Source organism: Sphingobacterium deserti (genome assembly GCF_000757725.1).
Taxonomy (GTDB): domain Bacteria; phylum Bacteroidota; class Bacteroidia; order Sphingobacteriales; family Sphingobacteriaceae; genus Sphingobacterium; species Sphingobacterium deserti.
On the sequence record NZ_JJMU01000014.1, the window covers coordinates 105,242 to 125,458 of the forward strand.

Below are 20,217 nucleotides of genomic sequence, written 5' to 3' on the forward strand. Positions count from 1 at the left end.
GAAACGTAATGATTGGATCCCAACCTGTTGACGGCTATATATAAAAATCCTGGCACTAGTAATATTAATGCCAGGAGAATTATTTTTGATTTCCTTCCTTGAGTACGGTTACTCATTGAGTTCCTCTTAATTTATTAGTTGTTTGGAAACAAAGGGTGCGATTGCAAGTGATGCAATAAATAATCACCTTCGATCAATAACAATACGATAAAATAAACAATAAATATAAATCCGATACTACAGCAAATAATGAAACCTGATTTCTCAAATTTTAAGTGCATGAAGTAGGCAACGATATAATACGCTTTAACCAAAGTTAATGCTATATAAATAGCGTTCAAGACCATACCTTTTTCGATGACACCCCAATGGTGTACAAAGCCCAAGGCTATTAAAAATTCAAGAGCAGTTAAGGCCAAAAGGATAAAGAATACTTTCCAAATTCCCTTTTTATCCATTCCACCATGATCGTGGTGGTCGTGTGCTGCTATATTTTCGTGGTGATGTGACATTTCTTAATATAAATTATTATGCTGAAACTAATTAGATCAAGTAGAAGAAGGTGAATACGAATACCCAAACCAAATCCACAAAGTGCCAATACAAGCCAACTTTTTCGACCATTAAATATGTACCGCGGTTTTCGAATGTATTATTTAGTGTCATGCACAAAATAATGATATTCAAAAGGATGCCGACAGACACGTGGAAACCGTGGAAGCCCGTAATAGTGAAGAATAAATTAGAGAACTGTAAAGCAGCTGTGTAAGAAATTTCCTTGGTAAAGTAAGGAGCTAAAGCCTGTGCTACAGCATCGCCTTCCAGTCCCGTAGCTGGATTTCTTCCGAACCAAAATCCTTCGTGGTGCAAATGTGTCCATTCGATAGCTTGACAGCCGACGAAACAAATACCGCCTAAAATAGTCCATAGCATCCATTTGACAACTTCTTGCTTCTGATTTCTATGTCCGGCATCCACTGCAAGCACCATCGTAACCGATGACATGATCAGGATGAAAGTCATAATACCTACGAAAACCAATGGTTGCCCGTGCTCAACGATGCCTGGTACCGATTGGAAAATCTTATCGGCATCAATCCATGTAGGTTGCGCAAATTTTTGTGCGCCGTAATAGAGTAAGAATGCTGAAAATGTAAAAGCATCCGATACCAAGAAAAACCACATCATGATCTTTCCATACTCTAAGTTCCAAGGCGACTTACCACCGCTCCAAGGGCCGTCTTTTACCTTATCTAATTGCGATACAGTTGTTGTACTCATTTTTTACTATTATTGATTCAAAAGTAAGAAAACATAAATATAAATCCACAAAAGATCGAGAAAATGCCAAAATATAATGGCTAAATTCATGCGGAATTGGTTGTCCGGAAAAGGGATCGGCTTAAGCGCTCCCAGATAGCAACGAACCAATACGATCAAGCCCGCAATAATATGTGCTAAGTGCAATCCTGTAAACACATAGATAAAGGATTGCGATGCATTATTATTCACAAAGTAAATACCGCGCTCAGCCAACACTGACCACGAATGTAATTGTATAGCAAAGAACACAAGGCCCAAAACGATAGTTACCAACAACAGCATACGTTGCTTGCTCAATTGCTCGAGCTTTGCAGCACGAAAGGCTAAGTGCAATGTTAAGCTACTTACAAGTATCACAATCGTGCTGTAGGTAAAAGCAACAGGCAACAAGGTTTTAATACCCTTATCCACACCACTTGCAGTATAAACGATAAATCCACTTGATAGTGCTGCAAACATCATAAACATACCAATCATACCAAGCCAAAGATTAAATTTCTTGGCTTTTCTGGATTGGAGTAATTCTTCCGTTTTGTATTCTGTTGTATCCATTATGAAAAAGGATTAAAATCAAATAATAAAACTAACTGCGTTAAGGGCAGATAAAAAAATGATGTGAACATCACCTTTTTTGCTGTCGCTTCCGTCTTTTGCATAGCATGCTGAAAACCATAATAGGTAAACAACAAACCGCCCAAGAGCGAAATCACTGTAAACACCCATCCGCCAAAACCGTAATAAAGCGGTAAGAAACCGACAGGGACCATCAACATAGCGGATATAAAAATCATCCATGCAGAAAGGCTATCCTTTTCTTTCGTTGGAAGAAGCCTGAATCCAGCATTTCTATAATCTTCATCAGCAACCCAGGCAATTGCCCAAAAATGGGGAAACTGCCAAAAAAATTGGATTAAAAACAACACCCAAGGCGTGATGACGATAGCTGCTTCACTCACGGCCGCATATTCAAAACCGAAACCTGCAGATTTAAAGGCAGCGTAATAACCGATTAATGGTGGTAATGCGCCGGGAAATGCTCCTACGAAAACAGCAATTGGTGACTTTTGCTTTAGCGGCGTGTACACAAAGGCATACAAAATAATGGAAAAAACAGACAACAGCCCTGCTAAAAAGTTCAAACGAACGAGTAGCAATGTGCCGAATATCCCCATAAACACGCTTAACACCAATGCCTGCCCGGTCGTCATCCGGCCTGTCGGCAACGGACGATCTGCGGTACGCTTCATGAGCTTATCCAGATCACGTTCGATAATCTCATTGAAGCCATTTGCTGATCCGGTTACCAAAAAACCGCCAATAGTTAGAATCAACCAATTTAACCATATGATGTCGCCTTGCTGCTTAGCCCCTATCAAAAAAGAGATAGATGCAGAAAAGACGACGGTCAAAGTCAGCCTAAGCTTAATTAATTTATTGAAATCAGAAATGAACTCCTTCATGAATACGTTATGCTAATACGTTGTTAAACCGTTAATAGGCGCCACAAATGTCCGCAACTTTGTACAAACTATCGTTTTAATTTTGTCATTAATAGCATCAAATAATATTGTGCTCCGAAAAACAAACTGGCAACGACTAAATGGGTTGTTTGTGCAAACGCAGGGACGTTGAAACGTGCCAAGATTATTCCTGACATCATCTGGATCCCCACTAACACGATTACTATCCAAGCATACTTACTTTGCAATGTCAATGAACTAAACTTATTTTTTACTAGGAAAAACAGCAAAATACTTAATCCTAGCGATGTGTAAGCCAAAACACGGTGAATAAAATAAGGTTGGCCTAATTGGGCTACCCAATCTGCGCGCTCTACACCCTGATCATTTAAATGATCGATAGTCTCGCGAACCTCCGTTCCGAACACAACCTGAACAACGGTTAGTGTCAACGCTAAAATGGCTAGCCATTTTAAAGGCCCTACGCTTTGTCCGCTTAAAATGGACTTATTTCGCGATGTGGTTGCCAGATAAAAGGTGTATATGCTAATGCCTACAATGAGTAATGCTAACAACATATGCACGGTAATGATCCAAGGCATAAGATTGGTAGAAACAACGATCGATCCCAACCAAGCCTGAACAACCACAACGAAAACGTTTAGAACGCTCCACCCTACTATGGATGGCTTAGTTTTTAAATAGGTAAAAGAAAAGACCGCAGAGAACAACAAGGCAAATCCGGCAGCAACACCAACCAATCGATTGATATATTCTGTCCAGGTTTTGGCCGCGTTAAATGACTCATGTTCTAGGATAGACTCGTCGTGACGAATCTTATCAGCCATATCCGGGTAACCAAAAAATTCGACGATCTTCGCAAATCGCTGGTTCTTTTTAGCACGCCCGTCTATATACTGCTGCTCGTAACCTTCAGGAAGTTGCGTAATGTCGGTTGGCGGTATCACACGATTAAAGCATTTTGGCCAATCCGGACAGCCCATTCCCGATCCGGTACTTCTGACGATCCCACCCGCAGCGATCACTAAAAACAAGACGATAATAGTAATTCTATTTGTCCTGATAAACCGTCTTTCTGCACGCGGATACATGGAATCCTCTCTTTCTTCTACTTTACCTTATGTAAAAGAGAGGTAGGTAAAAACCTACCCTTCTATTATTTCTCTATTATTTGCTTTATTCCACTCGTTCTGAATGCGAATAGCTTCTTCATTACCTTCAAAATCATGTGGTAAGTTTGAGCTCATCGTCTCAGAGAAAGGAACATCCTGCGGGATGAAATCCGTATCATGACCAGGCTTACTGTAATCGTAAGGCCAACGGTATACTGTCGGGATTTCGCCAGGCCAGTTGCCGTGGATGTGCTCCACTGGTGTTGTCCACTCCAATGTATTTGCATTCCAAGGGTTTTGTGTCGCTTTTTTACCTCTCCAGATTGAGCTAAAGAAGTTCCAAAGGAAGGCTACCTGCGCTAAGCCGGCGATAATCGCTGCCCAAGTGATCAACATGTTTACAGAAACCCATTTCTCCATGAAAGGAAATGCAGTGAATGCATAGTAACGACGAGGCACACCATCAATACCCATAAAGTGCATTGGGAAGAATACCAAATAGGCTCCGATAAATGTTAGCCAAAAATGTAGATATCCTAATTTAGTATCCATCATACGACCGAACATTTTAGGATACCAGTGGTAAACCCCACATAACATTCCGAAGATAGAGGCAGATCCCATTACTAAGTGAAAGTGGGCAACAACGAAATACGTATCATGTAAATTGATGTCCAATGCTGCGTTACCTAAGTAAAGACCTGTTAAACCACCAGATACGAAGAACGATACCATACCAATAGCAAACATCATCGCTGGAGTGAAACGGATATTACCTCTCCATAGTGTCGCAATATAGTTGAATGCTTTTACCGCAGACGGCACCGCGATAATCAACGTAGTGATCATAAATACACCGCCCAAGAACGGGTTCATACCAGTTACGAACATGTGGTGACCCCAAACGATAAACGAAAGAACCGTAATACCTACTAGGGAATAAACCATGGCGTGGTAACCGAAGATCGGTTTACGCGAGTTCGTTGAGATTACTTCTGAAGTAAGACCTAATGCAGGCATTACCACGATATATACCTCTGGGTGACCTAGGAACCAAAACAAATGCTGGAACAAGATCGGCGAACCGCCTTCGTTCGGAAGAATCTGTCCTTGAACAACCAAATCAGAAAGGTAGAATGATGTACCAACAGACCGGTCAAAGAACAGAAGAACCACCGCAGAAACAAGAACCGGGAACGACAAAAGACCCACTATCGCTGTTAAGAAGAAAGCCCAAATGGTCAATGGCATTTTCCAAAGATCCATTCCTTTAGTGCGCATGTTTAACACTGTACTTACGTAGTTCACACCACCTAAAACCTGCGAAGCGATGAACAAGGTCATACTCACTAGCCAAAGCGTCATTCCTAATCCAGATCCTGGAATAGAGGTAGGCACGGCGGATAGCGGCGGATAGATCGTCCAACCTGCTGCTGCTGGTCCACTTTCCACAAAGAAAGAGGCAACCATAATCACACAGGCAACGAAGAAAAACCAATACGATAACATATTCATCAACGGAGATGCCATATCTCGTGCACCGAGTTGATAAGGAATTAATAAGTTACTGAATGTACCTGATAGACCAGCCGTCAATACGAAGAAAACCATCATCGTACCGTGGATAGTCACCAAGGATAAGAAAAATTCGGGCTTCATTCGTCCACCCTCAGCCCATTTACCTAAAAAGACTTCTAAGATTGGGAAATCTTTTTCCGGCCATGCTAACTGGATACGGAATAAAATTGAAAGCACCATAGCGAAAACCGCCATCACGATACCGGTAATCAAAAACTGCTTCGCGATCATCTTATGATCTTGACTAAATATGTATTTAGTTAAGAAGGTTTCATGATGATGATCATGTGCATCATGATGAGCTGCGCCGTGCGATATAACTGTACTTGACATATTCTTTTAATAATTTCTTATTTCAATTAATTTAGTGAAGCTGTAGCAAGTTCTTTCGAATCTTTCGAATCTACCGCTGTAAACTCTTTCTGCAAATCTTCAGTAAAATATTTGTTTTGCGTACTTAACCACTCTCTATACTCGTCTTCTGTTACAACAACCACTTTCTTCTGCATGTTAAAGTGTCCCGAGCCACAGATTTTGTTACATAACATTACATAATCATATTTTGGATCGTTCATACGCTCACGCATCTCCTCTGTAGTAACAGTCGGCGTAAATTGGAAGTAGTTTGTCATACCTGGTACAGCGTTAATTTGCACACGGAAGTCAGGAATGTAAAACGAGTGAATAATATCTTTGGAAATAATATGAAAGCGTACAGACTTATTCACGGGAAGAACGATATCTGATGCTTGAATATCATCCCACGCGCTTTTGTCGTTGAAATCTATACCGTAAGAGTTGGTCGGTGTAGTCATCTTATAGTTACGCTTTCCAATCACGCCATCAGCGCCAGGGTAACGCACTTGCCACTGAAACTGCTCACCCAAAACTTCCACTTGCAAAGCCGATTTCTGTAAATCTTCAGGAACGTTAGTGATGGATCTCCACGTAAAGAAACCGAACAATACCAATACCGTTAATACAATAGCCGGAACGATAGTCCAGATTTTCTCTATAGTATCGTTATGCGGGTAGTAGTAAGCTTTAGTCTTGGCACGCATCCGGTAGATATAGGGAAACGTCAGCAACAGAAGATGAACAAGCACCAACACGAAGGTGATAATTACCGTTGTTACGATAAACATGGTATCGATTTTCTGTCCATGCTCGGTCACAGCGTCACGCCATGCCCAACTACCCCATACAGCATAACCGTAATAAGTGAAGGCCAAAAACGCTACTAAAAAGACAATAAATAAAACGCCTTGAAACGTATTATTAGCAAACGGATTGTACTTTCCGTTCATTTTCTTTGTCAATTCATAAATTGACAATACTTTTCCGATTACAGCAACAATAGTACATACGATCAAAAACAAAAGTATGTAGTAGGTCATGTTTTTGTAAACCTGCGGATCAATCTGTTTCTCTGGCTCTGGTGCTGCAGTAGCTGTAGCAGCGGTAGCGCCTGCCGCAGAAACTGTAGAAACCGAATCTGTCGCTGCTGGTGCAGCAGCAGCCGTGTCTGCAGCAGCAGAAGTATCAGCAGCCATTGAAGCTGTTGTATCTTGCGCTGTTGAATCTTGCTGAAGGGCAAAACTAGGTGTAGAAAACAATAATCCTACGGCTAGTAAGCATCCCAACGCGGCTTTGAATCTGTTATTAATTTTGAATTTCATTTCTTATTAAGACGTTTAAACGTTTTATGCTATGATTAGAAACTAACTATATTTGATGATTTAAACTCTCATCCATAAATGGATGGTTCTTCGGAGCCAATGGATGTTTACTCAGTTTGCTCATCACTAGAAAAGTAAATAAACCGACAAAGCCAATAGCTGTTCCAATCTCGATAAAGCCAAATCCGCGATGCGACTCTACAGTACCCGGCATAATCATAATATAATAATCCAACCAGTGACCGCATAAAAGCAAAATCGCTACAAATAACATCATACCGTTTTTACGTTTAGCATCACGGTCAACCAATAGCAATAATGGCGCTACAAAGTTAATGATAATGCTTAACCAAAACCATGGCTTGTATTCAGGCTCCCATCTTTTGTAGAAGTAAACCGTTTCCTCTGGAATATTTGAATACCATATCAACATGAACTGCGCGAACCAAACGTATGTCCAGAAAATGGAGAATCCAAACATCAATTTACCCAAATCATGCAAGTGGTTTTCATTAACCCAAGCCAAGTAACCAGCTTTCTTTACCAGAATCACGATAACAACGATCGCTGCAATACCGCTCACCCACATCGCTGCGAAGTTGTACCAACCGAACATCGTTGAGAACCAATGCGCTTCCAATGACATGATCGTATCGAACGACCAAATTGGTGTCGTGAAGCCGAAGATCACTAAGAAGATGGCAGAAAGTTTAAAGCTTCTTTTGTACGAATTCAGGCCGCCCTCTAAATCTTCCTTGTATGATAATTTAGTAAGGACAAAAGCGAAAATGCTATACGAACCCATGAAGATAATTTGACGGATCAAAAAACCAGGGACATTTAAAAATGCAGACTTGCCTGCAACAAGTTTATCATAGGCTGGGCTGTTTGGATCTGTTAGTCCATCAGCATTCCAATGATGATATAAATTATGTGATGTTAAACCTAGGCCAACGATAATCAATAGGATGATAGAAGCTATAGGTAAAACACCAGCCATAGCCTGTGGAATACGCAGTAAACCTGCTGACCAACCTGACTGTGTAACCATTTGAAGGGCGACGAAAAATGCCCCGGCAGCACATACACAAGTGAAATAATAACCCATCAATAATAGGTTTGCGTAAGTACGTTCAACCATAATATGGTCACTTGATATTAGGCCCATAACAATGGCTATAATACCTACGGCAATACCAACTAGACTGAGTATCTTGGCGATACCAGCAAATTGGAATTTTTCGCTGAAATTATAATCGTGATGATGATTGTGAGTTCCCATTTACTATATTGATGTTAGATTATTTTTTTTGTAATTCGTGTACATACATGACCACCTGCCAACGCTCTTCTGGCGATAATTGGGAGGCGTGAGACCCCATCGAGTTATGACCGTAGTAAATCGTGTGATAGATTTTACCGTCGCTCAATTCGCTCATCGCACCACCTCTTGAAGACGATGCTGCATCTGACTTCTGATAAGATGGTGGCGGCGGGAATGTCTCCAACGCACGTGTGCCTCTAGAATCAGTAACTGATCTTTCTTTTGTAATAGGACCATCGCCCTTACCTTCCGGACCGTGACAAACCGCACAGTACGTATGGAACAAAGCATCACCTTTCGCAAGGTTCTCTTGAGTCACTGCAAGTGGGCTAGTAAGCTCTCTTCCGGCACGCTCATATTCCTCTAGAGAATTAGCAAATTCAAAACGCTCGAAGCCTATTGGATTTGTGCCTGCTGGTGGTAACTGTGCCGTAATCTTGTTCTTAAAGTTTTCGTTTGGCTGATCCGGATTGAACGCAATCGGATCATACATATTTCTGGAGAATTCCCATCCGGTACTACGTGTCTTTCCATCGCCGCAGCTGGAAACTACTGCAGCCAAAGCAAATGCAGCACATACAGATCCAAGAAAATTCTTCTTATTCATAGCTAACATATTTTCTTTCATTGTATTTAACCTCAACCGCGCCAGCATCTGTCAATAATGATTCAACCAAAGCGTGATCTGTATTTTCATGAGCATCAACCGCAATAATAAAACGATCGTCCGACGCTCTCAAGTCCATTACACGAGGAGTACGGCCTGGGAACAAGTGGTTGCGAAAAAAGAACGTTGCCACCATACCAAGTGCACACAATAAAATTGTCACCTCAAAAGTTACCGGAACAAAGTTTGGCAAAGGCAAGGAAGGCTTCCCCCCTACGTTCATCGGCCAATCATGCGCCATCGTATAATATAACAAGCTAAAACCTAGACAGGTTCCCAAGGCACCGAAAACAAATGCTGCAATGGGTAAGCGAGATGGTTTTACACCCAATTTAGCTTCTATTCCGTGAATAGGCATTGGCGTGAAACAATCATATATGCTGATATTGTTTGCTTGCAATTTCTCAATCCCGTGCATCATATCATCAGGATCAGCAAAACTACCTAATATATATTTTGTATTGCTCATTGCTATTATTTTTGTTTTAATGCGTTAATGTCCTCTTGTGTAACTGAATCGTACTTGTCCAGTGAGTTAGCAAAGTGCTGCACCTGCTCTGCCGGGAATGCGCCTTCTTGAGCCAGCTTAGTCTTCTGCTGTAATGAAGCTGATTTCAACAGCAACTTCACCTCTGCAATCGCGATACCCGGTAAGAAACGTAAGAACAACAAGAACAGTGTAAAGAATAAACCAATTGAACCAACGAAGATACCAACGTCTGTCCATGTTGGATAAAACATCGCCCAAGATGATGGAAGGTAATCGCGGTGTAACGAGGTCACGATGATCACGAAGCGTTCGAACCACATCCCAATATTTACCACGATTGATAAAATCCAAGAGATAGGGATACTCGTACGGATCTTCTTGAACCAGAATAACTGCGGAGAGATTACGTTACACGTCATCATCGCCCAGTAAGCCCAAGCGTAAGGCCCTGCAACACGGTTAGCGAAGGCATACATTTCGTACTCCGAACCTGAATACCAAGCTACGAAAAGCTCTGTCAAGTAAGCAATACCAACGATTGAACCTGTAGTCATAATGATTTTATTCATTGACTCGATGTGGAACATCGTGATGTAGTCTTCAAAGTTCATGACTTTACGAAGGATCAATAACAGTGTCTGTACCATCGCAAAACCCGAGAAGATCGCTCCCGCAACGAAGTAAGGCGGGAAGATGGTCGTGTGCCAACCAGGGATTACGGATGTCGCAAAGTCCATGGATACGATCGTGTGTACCGAAAGTACAAGTGGTGTAGAGATACCGGCCAAGATCAAAGACACAATTTCAAAACGTTGCCATGTTTTTACGGAACCATTCCATCCGAAAGACAATACACCGTATATTTTTTGTTTTAAGCCTGTTGCGCGGTCACGTACAGATGCAATATCCGGTAAAAGACCACAATACCAGAATACCAACGATACGGTAAAGTAGGTCGAGATCGCGAAGGCATCCCATACAAGCGGTGAGTTAAAGTTTACCCAAAGGGAACCGAACTGATTCGGTAATGGGAAAATCCAATATGCCAACCAAGGACGTCCCATGTGGGCAACAACGTATGTTGCGGCACAGATAACGGCAAAGATAGTCATCGCCTCTGCGGAACGGTTGATGGAGTTACGCCAGTTCTGGCGGAAGAGTAATAGTACCGCCGAGATCAACGTTCCGGCGTGACCGATACCAACCCACCATACGAAGTCGGTGATATCCCAAGCCCAGCCTACAGTTTTGTTCAAACCCCAAGCGCCGATCCCTGTCCAAAAAGTGTATCCAACACTCACAACCCACAACATTGCACCCAAGGCGGCTACGATAAAACCTATCCACCAGGCTTTGTTGGGTTTATTTTCAACCGGTAACAAGATGTCATCAGTCACTTTTGCATAAGTGATGTTCTTGCCGGTTATTAATGGTTCTCTTAATATTGATTCGTTATGCGATGACATAATTGCTTTATTTCAGATTAAATAAAATTACGCTTCAAATGAGTTTCTAACTTTCGTCATGTAGCCAATATTCGGCTGAACGTTGATTTCTTCTAGGACGTAGTAGATACGTTCACTACGTAAAGCTTTAGAAACTTCCGAGTTCGGATCATTAGCGTCGCCAAAGATCATAGCATTTGCGCTACAAACTCCTGAACATGCTAACTTGATATCTCCATCTTTCAATGGGCGACCTTCGATCTTCGCTTGAAGTTTACCCGCTTGAATGCGTTGAATACACATGGAACATTTCTCCATTACCCCACGTGAACGTGTAGTAACATCTGGGTTCAATACCAATTGTGTAAACTCGTTGTTCAAGTAGTTGTCAAAACGTGAATCATTCCAGTAGTTGAACCAGTTGAAACGACGCACTTTATACGGACAGTTGTTCGCACAGTAACGTGTACCAAAACAACGGTTGTAAGCCATGTGATTTAATCCTTCTGAAGAGTGGACAGTTGCTAATACCGGACATACCGTCTCACATGGAGCGTGATCACAGTGCTGACACATCATCGGCTGATGAACAACTTTCACATTCTGGAAATCGTTCAAATTTGCGATATCATCTTCTTTAGTGTAATCCACACCATCTTCTTCAATTGTATAGTAACGATCGATACGCAACCAGTGCATTTCACGACGACGACGAACCTCATCACGACCTACTACCGGAATATTGTTTTCAATGTTACAAGCGACGATACAAGCACCACAACCCGTACAAGCGTTCAAGTCTACTGCCATCACCCATTTGTGACCTGGCGACTCAAACTTATTCCATAAATCGTATGATTTATGTGAATCTGCAAAACGACCAGACTCCGATGCAGGGTTTTTCAAATATTTAGCGAACGTTGTTTCGCGGATGATATTTCTACCTTCAATCGTGTGGTGCGTTTGCGTTTGTGCCAACTCGTAAGTTCTAGATACTTTAGAAATCTTTACTTTAGCAGCAGTTTGCGTTACACCGTTTTTAACGGTCGCAAACGGATAAGCATTCACACCGACATTATTACCCGCTTTACCTACTTTCGTACGACCATAACCTACGGCTACGGAAGCTGATCCTAATGCTTGACCAGGCTGTGCTAACACCGGAAGTTCAACCGAGTAGTTGTTTCCTTCTACCGTTACCACGCTGTTTTCGCCCAATCCTAATGCTTCGATATCCTTCGGATTTAAAGCAACATAGTTGTCCCAAGTAACTTTAGAAACCGGATCTGGCAATTCTTGCAAGAACGCATTGTTTGCAAAACGTCCGTCGCGAATAGCTGCAGACTCATATAATGATAATTCGAAACCTTCACCTGCTAACGTTTTTGCATAAGCCTGCAAGTTAGTTGCTGCACCTTGCACGTTTCCAGTGAATGTATAAGCGTTAGCTGTTAACTTACCTTTATATTCGAAACCAGTTTGCAATACATCTTTCCATTTTTTCGCGCTGCCTGCTAAGATTTGGGTCTCCCAAACATTTTTAACAAAGTCAAAGATGTTGATGATGTTCCCAGACCAAACCAATAAGCTTTGCTCTGCCTGACGCGTATTGAATACGGGATTGATAGTCGGCTGAACAATGGTGTAATATCCTTCTCTCGAAGATTCATCGCCCCAAGACTCTAAATAGTTGCTCGTTGGCGCGATTGCTTTTAACTCTGAAGCAGTTTCATCTGCACGATCTGCAAACGAAAGCGTAAAATCAACTTTAGATAATGCGTCTTTCACCACCTTTGTATCAGCATAATCATACAAAGGATTTGAATTTAAGAACATCGCAACACCTACACGTCCTGCATTCGCATCTGCTAAGAAAGTCGCGAAGGCATCTTCAGAACCTTGGTATTTCTTGGAGAAATTATCAAGATCGATTACTGTGCCGTAAGCACCAATGGCAACGTTGATTGCATTTGCTAAAATCTGGGCATCTACATTATTTGCACCCGCCACGACGACAGCTTTTCCTCTGTTCTTCAATAATTCTTGCGCAGCCAACTTGATGGCTGTCGCAGCACGTTGGTTCCCAGTTAATGCACCTGGCAATGATGAACCTGTAACTTCGTTATATAAAGAAACTAATACCGCACCTTCTTCTGATGGTTTTACCGCGATACGAACGTCCGCATTTGTACCGGTCATGCTCATACCCGACTCAAATTGGATATGGCGTGACATCTTGCCACCTTCTAAAGACTTGTAGTTTCTGTTTTTGATATAATCTTGCGTATGCTCTTCGCCGTCTAACCAAGTTCCCAAGAAATCAGCGCCAACAGACAAAACAACCAACGCATTTTCAAAATTGTAGGCAGGAATTACTGCTCTACCGAAACTTTGTTCATTGGCTTTGCGAATACCACTGTAGGATATTGCATCGAACTGAACCAAGTTAGTATTTGGAAAAGACTCTTTAAATTTAGCAATAGCCTGTAAAGTAGATGGGCTATTAATGGTTCTTGAGACAAGCGTGATTTGCTTCCCAGAGTTTGAGGCTTTTACTAAAGCTTGTTTAACTGTAGTATCTAATTTGCTCCACTCGACATCTTTACCCGCGATTTGTGGGTTCTGCAGTTTGTTAGTCATGTCATACAGATCCAAAACAGACGAAACTGTCGCAGACTCTGTACCCTGTACCAAACCAACAGCATTAGGGTTTGCTTCTACCAAGATAGGACGTCCTTCACGTGTTCTGATCAAGACACTTTGTCCGTTGAATGATGAAGCGTAATAATTAGGAATACCTGGTGTTACTTCTTCCGGTTTGATAACATAAGGTACTGCTTTATGAACAGGTGTACGATTACACGCTGCCAAGGTTACAGCCCCTAAACCGAATCCCAAAGCTTTCAAGAAGTCACGACGTGGTGTCTTTGTGCTCAATCCGGCTTCGTTCAATACATCTTCTACAGGAATAGGCTCGGCAAACTCACCTTTGCTTTTCTCGACGAAAGCAGGCGTTTGTTGCAATTCTTCCAAACCTTTCCAATATTTCTTGTTGCTATCCATTTAAGCTTTATATTAAAGATTGCGTATTTTCTTATTTAATTATTAATAGTGACATTTACCACACTCTAGTCCGCCGATCATTGCGGCAGTCATCTTCTCACCTTTCTTCAACTTTTCGTGAGCCTCGATCAATTGATCGTAATAAGCGTTGTCCGTGTTAACTTCTGTCGTTCTGTGACAGTCGATACACCACTTCATTGTTAAAGGAGAGTATTGGTAAACCTCTTCCATTGTTTCTACTGGACCGTGACATGTTTGACATTCAACACCCGCCACTGTAACGTGCTGTGAGTGATTGAAGTAAGCAAAGTCAGGCAAATTATGAATTCTAACCCATTGAATAGGCTTCGGATTGTTTCCGTAAGCACGAGTATCTGGGTTGTAATCCACCGCTCTATAGATCTTTGCAATCTCTGGCGAAAGCTCACCGTCGTAATGCTCGGATGCTGTAACTGTGTTGTGGCAGTTCATACAAACGTTTGCAGAAGGAATAGAAGCATTCTTCGATTTGAAAGCACCACCGTGACAATATTGACATTCGATTTGGTTCACACCGGCATGGATCTGGTGCGAAAATTTAATAGGTTGAACGGGCTCATAGCCTTGATGAACACCCACATTCCAAAGCGTATTCCAACCCGCAACAGCTAGGAAAGCTACAAGCATCAGTACCGAGAAGCCAACCAACTTTTTGTTTTTGACGAATGCTTGCGCAAATTTTGCAAAACGATTTTCTGCTACCGTTTCGTTACGCGCTTGGGCTGCCTCGATAGCCGCCTGATTATTCGCGATAACTTTTTCTAAAGTGCGGATAACGCGGTTCAAAACTACAATGACTACAACTGCCAAAACAACAATGGCTATTAAGCCGATTATCATAAATGTGTTTGCATCGTCCGATTGTGCAGCACCAGCTTCAGCACCACCACCAGCAGGAGCTTCGGCGGCTTTAGCTTCTTCATCTTTTACATAAGCGATGATGTTTTTAATTTGATCATCGGATAAATCTGTAAAAGCAGTCATCACTAAGTTGTTGTTTTCTTCGAACAACTGAACGGCTGTCGGATCACCAGCAGCAATCATCGCCTGTGAATTCTTAATCCACTTCACTAGCCATTCTTCATCATGACGCTCGGTCATTCCAGCCAAGGCTGGACCAACCACTTTTTTCGTCACACTGTGACAGGTCGTACATTTAGACTTGAAAAGCGTCTGACCCTCTTTAACGTCCTGCGCATTCGACATTGTAACGGCAAATAACAACATCATGCCTACTGACATTGTCTTCGCAAGTTTTCCCAATAAGGATGAGATATTTCTCATATTTAGCACTTTATACTATTTATTTATGATATAAAACTTTTAAAATACGTCGTCTAAATGGTCTAAACCCTCCAAACAATGCACAAAAGTATAACTTATTAAGCAATCACTGACAATTTAATGACTCAAATTATCAATTTAAAACCATTCTAAATAATTAGCTAAATGGCGCCGTGAAGGCGGTTTTCGGCACAAATCTAGGCGCAAATAATACTAAAAATTTGGGCGGGCCCTCACCGAAATTCTTGACATACAGAAAACAAAGATATCGTTGCATTTAGCGAACTTCGTACTATGTATAAGAGCCCCGTAATATTAACAATTCTTGCTATTTTCTTCCTTTCTTGCGGTCAAACATCAAGATCGCAAGACGTGGAAAATAAAAACGCTAAATTTACAGTAATGAGTGATACAACAAAATACAACAAATTGACTGCTGAGGAGGAATATGTCATCGTTCATAAAGGGACGGAAAGACCATTTACCGGCGAATTATTAGACAACAAGGCAGAAGGAACCTATGTTTGCAAACGCTGTGATGCACCGCTTTATCTGTCGAAAGATAAATTCGAATCGCATTGCGGCTGGCCAAGCTTCGACGATGAGATTGCTGGTGCGGTGAAGCACGAGACTGATGCAGATGGGAGACGTGTAGAAATACTTTGCGCGAAATGTGGCGCACATTTAGGACATGTATTTAAAGGTGAGCGGTTTACAGCAAAAGACACGCGACATTGCGTAAACTCGCTCTCGATGAAATTCGTACCTACGAAGAAGTAGATGATTCCCGAATGATCAACTGGCAAGGGATGGTAAGTTGCCTGACCTCCTTGAGCTTGCCTGTGATCTCAGCAATTAACGTGTGAATGAGTTCACGCGTTAATTGTTCAATATCTTGAGATACTACAGTTATGGACGGATCGTGAAGTTTAAATAAAGTATGTTCATCAAATGCGACCATCTTAGGCAATGTCGTTTTATGCTCCTTTAACGCTTTTAGCCCATCTACCGCAAGATAATTTGTTGCAAACAAAACGGCATCCAATTTATTATCGACCACAAACTCCCGAATTTGTTCCTGAGACTCACCTTCAGACGTATCAAGATTCAGTTTTTTGATAAAAGATTGTACACGAAATTCGTCCATCGCCTCCATATACCCGTCCAATCGATCCCGCATCTGCGTCTGGTTGGAGTACAGCGATATTAAACCTATACGTTTATTGCCCCCCTCAAGCAGATGCTTTGTGGCGTCATAAGATCCACGCCGGTTGTCTGAAACTACATAGTTTGTTTCAACCGATGGTACAAATCTGTCAAACAGCACCAGCGGAATGTTATTTTGCTTGATATTAGCTATGGTGTCTTCCAAACCTTCCGACGGGGTGATAATAAATCCATCCACCTGACGGTCCATAAACAGCTGGATCAATTCCTTGGCTTTATGCTCATCGTTGTCCATACTGCAATAGATAATATGGTATCCGGTTTCATAAGCCCTACGTTCAATGTGTTTAGCAACATTGGAAAAAAATGGATTAGCAATATCTTCAACAAGAAGACCTAAGATTTTTGTCTGCCCAGTTCGCAGACTTTTTGCAAGTTGATTAGGCTTGTACCCTACTTTGTTAACATAATCTAAGACGCGTTTAGTTAGTGCATCGCTGATTCTTTTTTCTTTAGCTTTATCATTTAATATAAAGGAAACCGTGGTGACGGAAATACCCAAAGCTTTTGCAATATCGCTAATCAACACTCTTTTTTTCATATACTGGTTTATGTTCGTTTAGGCTAGCAATCTACTAAATATATTTAGCAAAAAAATAAAACAGCTAAAAAAATATTATGCTAAAAGGTTTTATTATGCTTAACACTTTTTTTTCGTAATATTATAACCAGGGTATTCTACCGTTGATCTCCGCATATTTTTTGCGGTAAGAAGTATAGTCCGGCAATTAAAATAAAACGCACATAGCTAACAACATATCATGATAAATAAACACCTATTTGGCCTCGGCTTTTTAGCAATCGGCCTTGCCACGAATCTGGCGAATGCTCAGGATCTCAACAAACATGTCAACTTACTGATTGGCACGGGAGGTCATGGTCACACCTATCCAGGCGCAACTGTACCTTTCTCTATGGTACAATTGAGTCCCGACAACGGGAAAGGCGGGTGGGATTGGGTTAGCGGCTACCACATCTCTTCAGACAGTATCGCAGCATTTAGTCATATGCATTTAAGCGGAACAGGAATTGGCGACTGGTTGGATATAGCCGTTATGCCTATGCTGGCACCTATGCAGCAAGCAAAGATAGATACCCGCGTTAAATTTTCCCGTACAAACGAATCTGCACAACCTGGATACTATAAAGTGAAACTGGAAAACGGTATTCAAGCTGAACTAACAAGCACTGAACGGGTCGGCTTTCATCAATACACCTTTCCATCTGGCACTACCAAGCCGACCATACGCTTAGACTTGGATCATACATACAATTGGGATAAGCCCCTAGAAACGGAAATCCGCGTGGTCAACGACAGCACGCTAATTGGCAGACGGTACTCTCAAGGCTGGGCAAATAGACAGCGTGTATACTTTGCACTACGCACTTCTACACCGATAAAGGAACATCTATTTAACGGCGCTGCTGTAAAAGATCAACAAGGCGTGGCCATAACGAACGACGGAAAACAAAATAACCTGAAGGCGGTTAACGCCCAATTGGTCTTTACAGAAAGCAGCAACGTTAAAATAAAGGTAGCGCTTTCTATGACGAGTGAAGAAAAGGCTTTAGCAGCGCTCGCTGAGGTCGGGGGCTGGAGTTTTAGCGATGTAAAAGACCAGGCGCAAGCAAAATGGGAAACTGAATTAGGAAAAATCAAAGTAGAAAGTAGCGATGAACGGCTGAAAACTATTTTTTACTCTGCACTATATCATACTGCGGTGGCGCCGACCTTATATTCCGATCAGGATGGCGCTTACAAAAATGCAAAAGGTGAATTACACCAAATGCCAAACGGCGGGCAGCGCTATACATTTTTCTCGATGTGGGATACTTTCCGTGCACTAAAACCATTGTTTACAATTACACAGCCAAAGCGCTACACCGACATTCTAAATAGCTTACTGGCCTTTCATGATGAAAACGGCTTACTTCCAGTTTGGGACCTGAGCACCTTTGAAACCAATACCATGACAGGCTATCATTCCGTACCGGTATTGGCTGATGCTGTACTTAAAGAATGGCCGGGCGTAGATCCAGAACGGGCCTACCAAGCGATGCGGAATAGTGCGTTTCAAGAAATCCGCGAAGTTCCGGCTTATATAGAATATGGTTATGTTCCGCAGGATGTCAATGGCGGAAGCGTTACCAAAACATTGGAATATGCCTTCGACGATTATTGTATTGCACTAGTAGCAAAAAAACTGGGTAAAAAAGAGGATTACGAATTATTCAGTAAGCGGGCGAAGAGTTACGTCAACCACTTCGATCCGAAGACGGGCTTTATGCGCGCCAAGTTTAAAAATGGAAAATTTGTAGAGCCATTTGATCCATTTTATTCAGAGCACGACTTTGATAAAAGCCAATACATCGAGGGAAATGCTTGGCAACATTCATTTTTTGTGCCACACGATGTACGTGGATTAGCGAAATTGTTCCCAAAGAAAAATGGGCTAAGCCTTATGCTGGATACACTATTTAAAGCACCATCGCATATGACGGGCGAAAACCAATCGCCAGATGCCAGTGGTTTCATCGGGCAGTATGCGCACGGGAATGAGCCTAGTCATCATATCGCGTATATGTATGCCTATATTGGTGAAGCTTGGAAAACACAGGAAAAGATTCGTCATATTGTGGATTCCATGTACCATGACCGTCCAGATGGTTATGCAGGTAATGAAGATGCCGGACAGATGAGTGCCTGGGCGGTGTGGTCTATGATGGGATTGTACCCTGCTTCGCCAGTGGGGGGTGAATATGTTTTTGGAAGTCCTAGCTTAGACAAAGCGGCCATCACGATGCCAAATGGCAAGACATTCACCATTATTGCAAAGAACAACAGCAAAAAGAATGTATACATCAAATCGGTTAAACTAAACGGGAAGGCATACAACAAAGTGTACATTAAGCACAACGATATGCTTCTTGGCGGCGAGCTCGTTTTTGAGATGGCGGATAAGCCAAATAAAAAGTTTGGTAAGCAAAAGAACAGCTGGCCAACATCAATGGAAAACTAGCAGGAAATAAGAGACAAAAAGACAGCTATTATATTGGGTATAATTATTGGAGTATACTGCCGGAAGGAGAACAATAAATGACTGATTTTAGTAAATTAAATATCCAGGATTTGCCGGATAATGAAGGCAACAACCAAACAGATTTTTACGATAATTTTCGCGTGAAATTAAATACGGTCGAACAATTCCCAAGCTTATACACATTTAAGTTCATCGTAAAGGCTGATGCGGAGAAGCTGAGCGAGGTAAAGAGCATCTTCATCCATCCCAGCACAAAGTTCGCCGAAAAGGAATCGTCAGGCGGAAAATATAAGTCCATCACGGTAGAGACTTTTGTCAATAACGCGGAAGATGTGATTGATTATTACAAGAAAGTATCGCAAATAGAATCGGTAATAATGTTGTAATAATGAAATCGCTTAAACAAGAAACGCTGTCAATATGACAGCGTTTCTTGTTTAAGCAATAAGTGCTAAAACAGTCTT

At 41.8% G+C, this 20,217-nt stretch carries 17 protein-coding genes; 3 read left to right on the forward strand and 14 right to left on the reverse strand.

All coding sequences use genetic code 11. The features are described 5' to 3' along the window. Positions 1–134 precede the first annotated feature (134 nt). The 13 genes from DI53_RS04715 to DI53_RS04775 all read right to left on the reverse strand — a co-directional run bounded on the left by DI53_RS04715 (position 135) and on the right by DI53_RS04775 (position 15,485). Positions 135–512, reverse strand: a complete 378-nt coding sequence (locus DI53_RS04715) for a cytochrome C oxidase subunit IV family protein (RefSeq protein WP_037496007.1) — start codon at positions 510–512, stop codon at positions 135–137. Between the two features lie 31 nt (positions 513–543). Beyond that, entirely contained in the window at positions 544–1,281 is a 738-nt protein-coding gene (locus DI53_RS04720) for a cytochrome c oxidase subunit 3 (RefSeq protein WP_037496010.1), read from the reverse strand. A gap of 9 nt (positions 1,282–1,290) precedes the next feature. Continuing rightward, the gene (locus DI53_RS04725) at positions 1,291–1,875 is read right to left on the reverse strand and encodes a cytochrome c oxidase subunit 3 (protein ID WP_037496013.1); all 585 of its coding nucleotides are present in this window, start codon (positions 1,873–1,875) and stop codon (positions 1,291–1,293) included. After that, on the reverse strand, positions 1,875–2,783 hold the full coding sequence (gene cyoE / locus DI53_RS04730) for a heme o synthase (protein WP_037496014.1): 909 nt from the start codon (positions 2,781–2,783) through the stop codon (positions 1,875–1,877). The genes DI53_RS04725 and cyoE overlap by 1 nt, the downstream gene beginning before the upstream one ends. 68 nt (positions 2,784–2,851) lie before the next feature. After that, positions 2,852–3,895: a COX15/CtaA family protein gene (locus DI53_RS04735; RefSeq protein ID WP_037496016.1), complete on the reverse strand. Its 1,044-nt coding sequence runs from the start codon at positions 3,893–3,895 to the stop codon at positions 2,852–2,854. A gap of 54 nt (positions 3,896–3,949) precedes the next feature. Next, positions 3,950–5,827 carry a cytochrome c oxidase subunit I gene (locus tag DI53_RS04740; RefSeq protein WP_193790630.1) on the reverse strand — a complete coding sequence of 626 codons (1,878 nt, stop codon included), beginning with the start codon at positions 5,825–5,827 and terminating at the stop codon, positions 3,950–3,952. A gap of 26 nt (positions 5,828–5,853) precedes the next feature. After that, positions 5,854–7,173 carry a cytochrome c oxidase subunit II gene (locus DI53_RS04745; protein ID WP_241462372.1) on the reverse strand — a complete coding sequence of 440 codons (1,320 nt, stop codon included), beginning with the start codon at positions 7,171–7,173 and terminating at the stop codon, positions 5,854–5,856. 46 nt (positions 7,174–7,219) lie between these two features. Next, a complete protein-coding gene (locus DI53_RS04750) occupies positions 7,220–8,455 on the reverse strand; it encodes a quinol:cytochrome C oxidoreductase (protein WP_037496019.1) in 1,236 nt (411 codons plus the stop codon). Between the two features lie 19 nt (positions 8,456–8,474). Then, on the reverse strand, positions 8,475–9,104 hold the full coding sequence (locus DI53_RS04755) for a c-type cytochrome (protein ID WP_420804739.1): 630 nt from the start codon (positions 9,102–9,104) through the stop codon (positions 8,475–8,477). After that, the gene (locus DI53_RS04760) at positions 9,097–9,633 is read right to left on the reverse strand and encodes a DUF3341 domain-containing protein (protein ID WP_037496025.1); all 537 of its coding nucleotides are present in this window, start codon (positions 9,631–9,633) and stop codon (positions 9,097–9,099) included. The genes DI53_RS04755 and DI53_RS04760 overlap by 8 nt, the downstream gene beginning before the upstream one ends. Positions 9,634–9,638: 5 nt before the next feature. After that, positions 9,639–11,120, reverse strand: coding sequence for an NrfD/PsrC family molybdoenzyme membrane anchor subunit (gene nrfD / locus DI53_RS04765; RefSeq protein ID WP_037496028.1), 1,482 nt, complete (start codon positions 11,118–11,120; stop codon positions 9,639–9,641). 27 nt (positions 11,121–11,147) lie between these two features. Beyond that, positions 11,148–14,162 (reverse strand): TAT-variant-translocated molybdopterin oxidoreductase, encoded by a 3,015-nt coding sequence (locus tag DI53_RS04770; protein ID WP_037496031.1) that lies wholly within the window; start codon positions 14,160–14,162, stop codon positions 11,148–11,150. Positions 14,163–14,204: 42 nt separating this feature from the next. Further along, complete coding sequence (locus DI53_RS04775; RefSeq protein WP_037496034.1) at positions 14,205–15,485, reverse strand: cytochrome c3 family protein; 1,281 nt, start codon at positions 15,483–15,485, stop codon at positions 14,205–14,207. Positions 15,486–15,887: 402 nt separating this feature from the next. Between DI53_RS04775 and DI53_RS04780 the strand changes: the two genes are divergently transcribed. Next, positions 15,888–16,265: a methionine-R-sulfoxide reductase gene (locus tag DI53_RS04780; RefSeq protein WP_037496197.1), complete on the forward strand. Its 378-nt coding sequence runs from the start codon at positions 15,888–15,890 to the stop codon at positions 16,263–16,265. Here DI53_RS04780 and DI53_RS04785 read toward each other — a convergent pair. Then, positions 16,252–17,253, reverse strand: coding sequence for a LacI family DNA-binding transcriptional regulator (locus tag DI53_RS04785; RefSeq protein ID WP_037496037.1), 1,002 nt, complete (start codon positions 17,251–17,253; stop codon positions 16,252–16,254). The two genes, DI53_RS04780 and DI53_RS04785, sit on opposite strands and share 14 nt — an antisense overlap. 220 nt (positions 17,254–17,473) lie before the next feature. Here DI53_RS04785 and DI53_RS04790 point away from each other — a divergent pair, with 220 nt between their 5' ends. Both DI53_RS04790 and DI53_RS04795 read left to right on the forward strand, forming a co-directional pair. Further along, positions 17,474–19,732, forward strand: coding sequence for a GH92 family glycosyl hydrolase (locus DI53_RS04790; RefSeq protein ID WP_037496040.1), 2,259 nt, complete (start codon positions 17,474–17,476; stop codon positions 19,730–19,732). A gap of 77 nt (positions 19,733–19,809) precedes the next feature. Then, complete coding sequence (locus DI53_RS04795) at positions 19,810–20,139, forward strand: DUF493 domain-containing protein (protein WP_037496043.1); 330 nt, start codon at positions 19,810–19,812, stop codon at positions 20,137–20,139. The last annotated feature ends 78 nt before the right edge of the window (positions 20,140–20,217 follow it).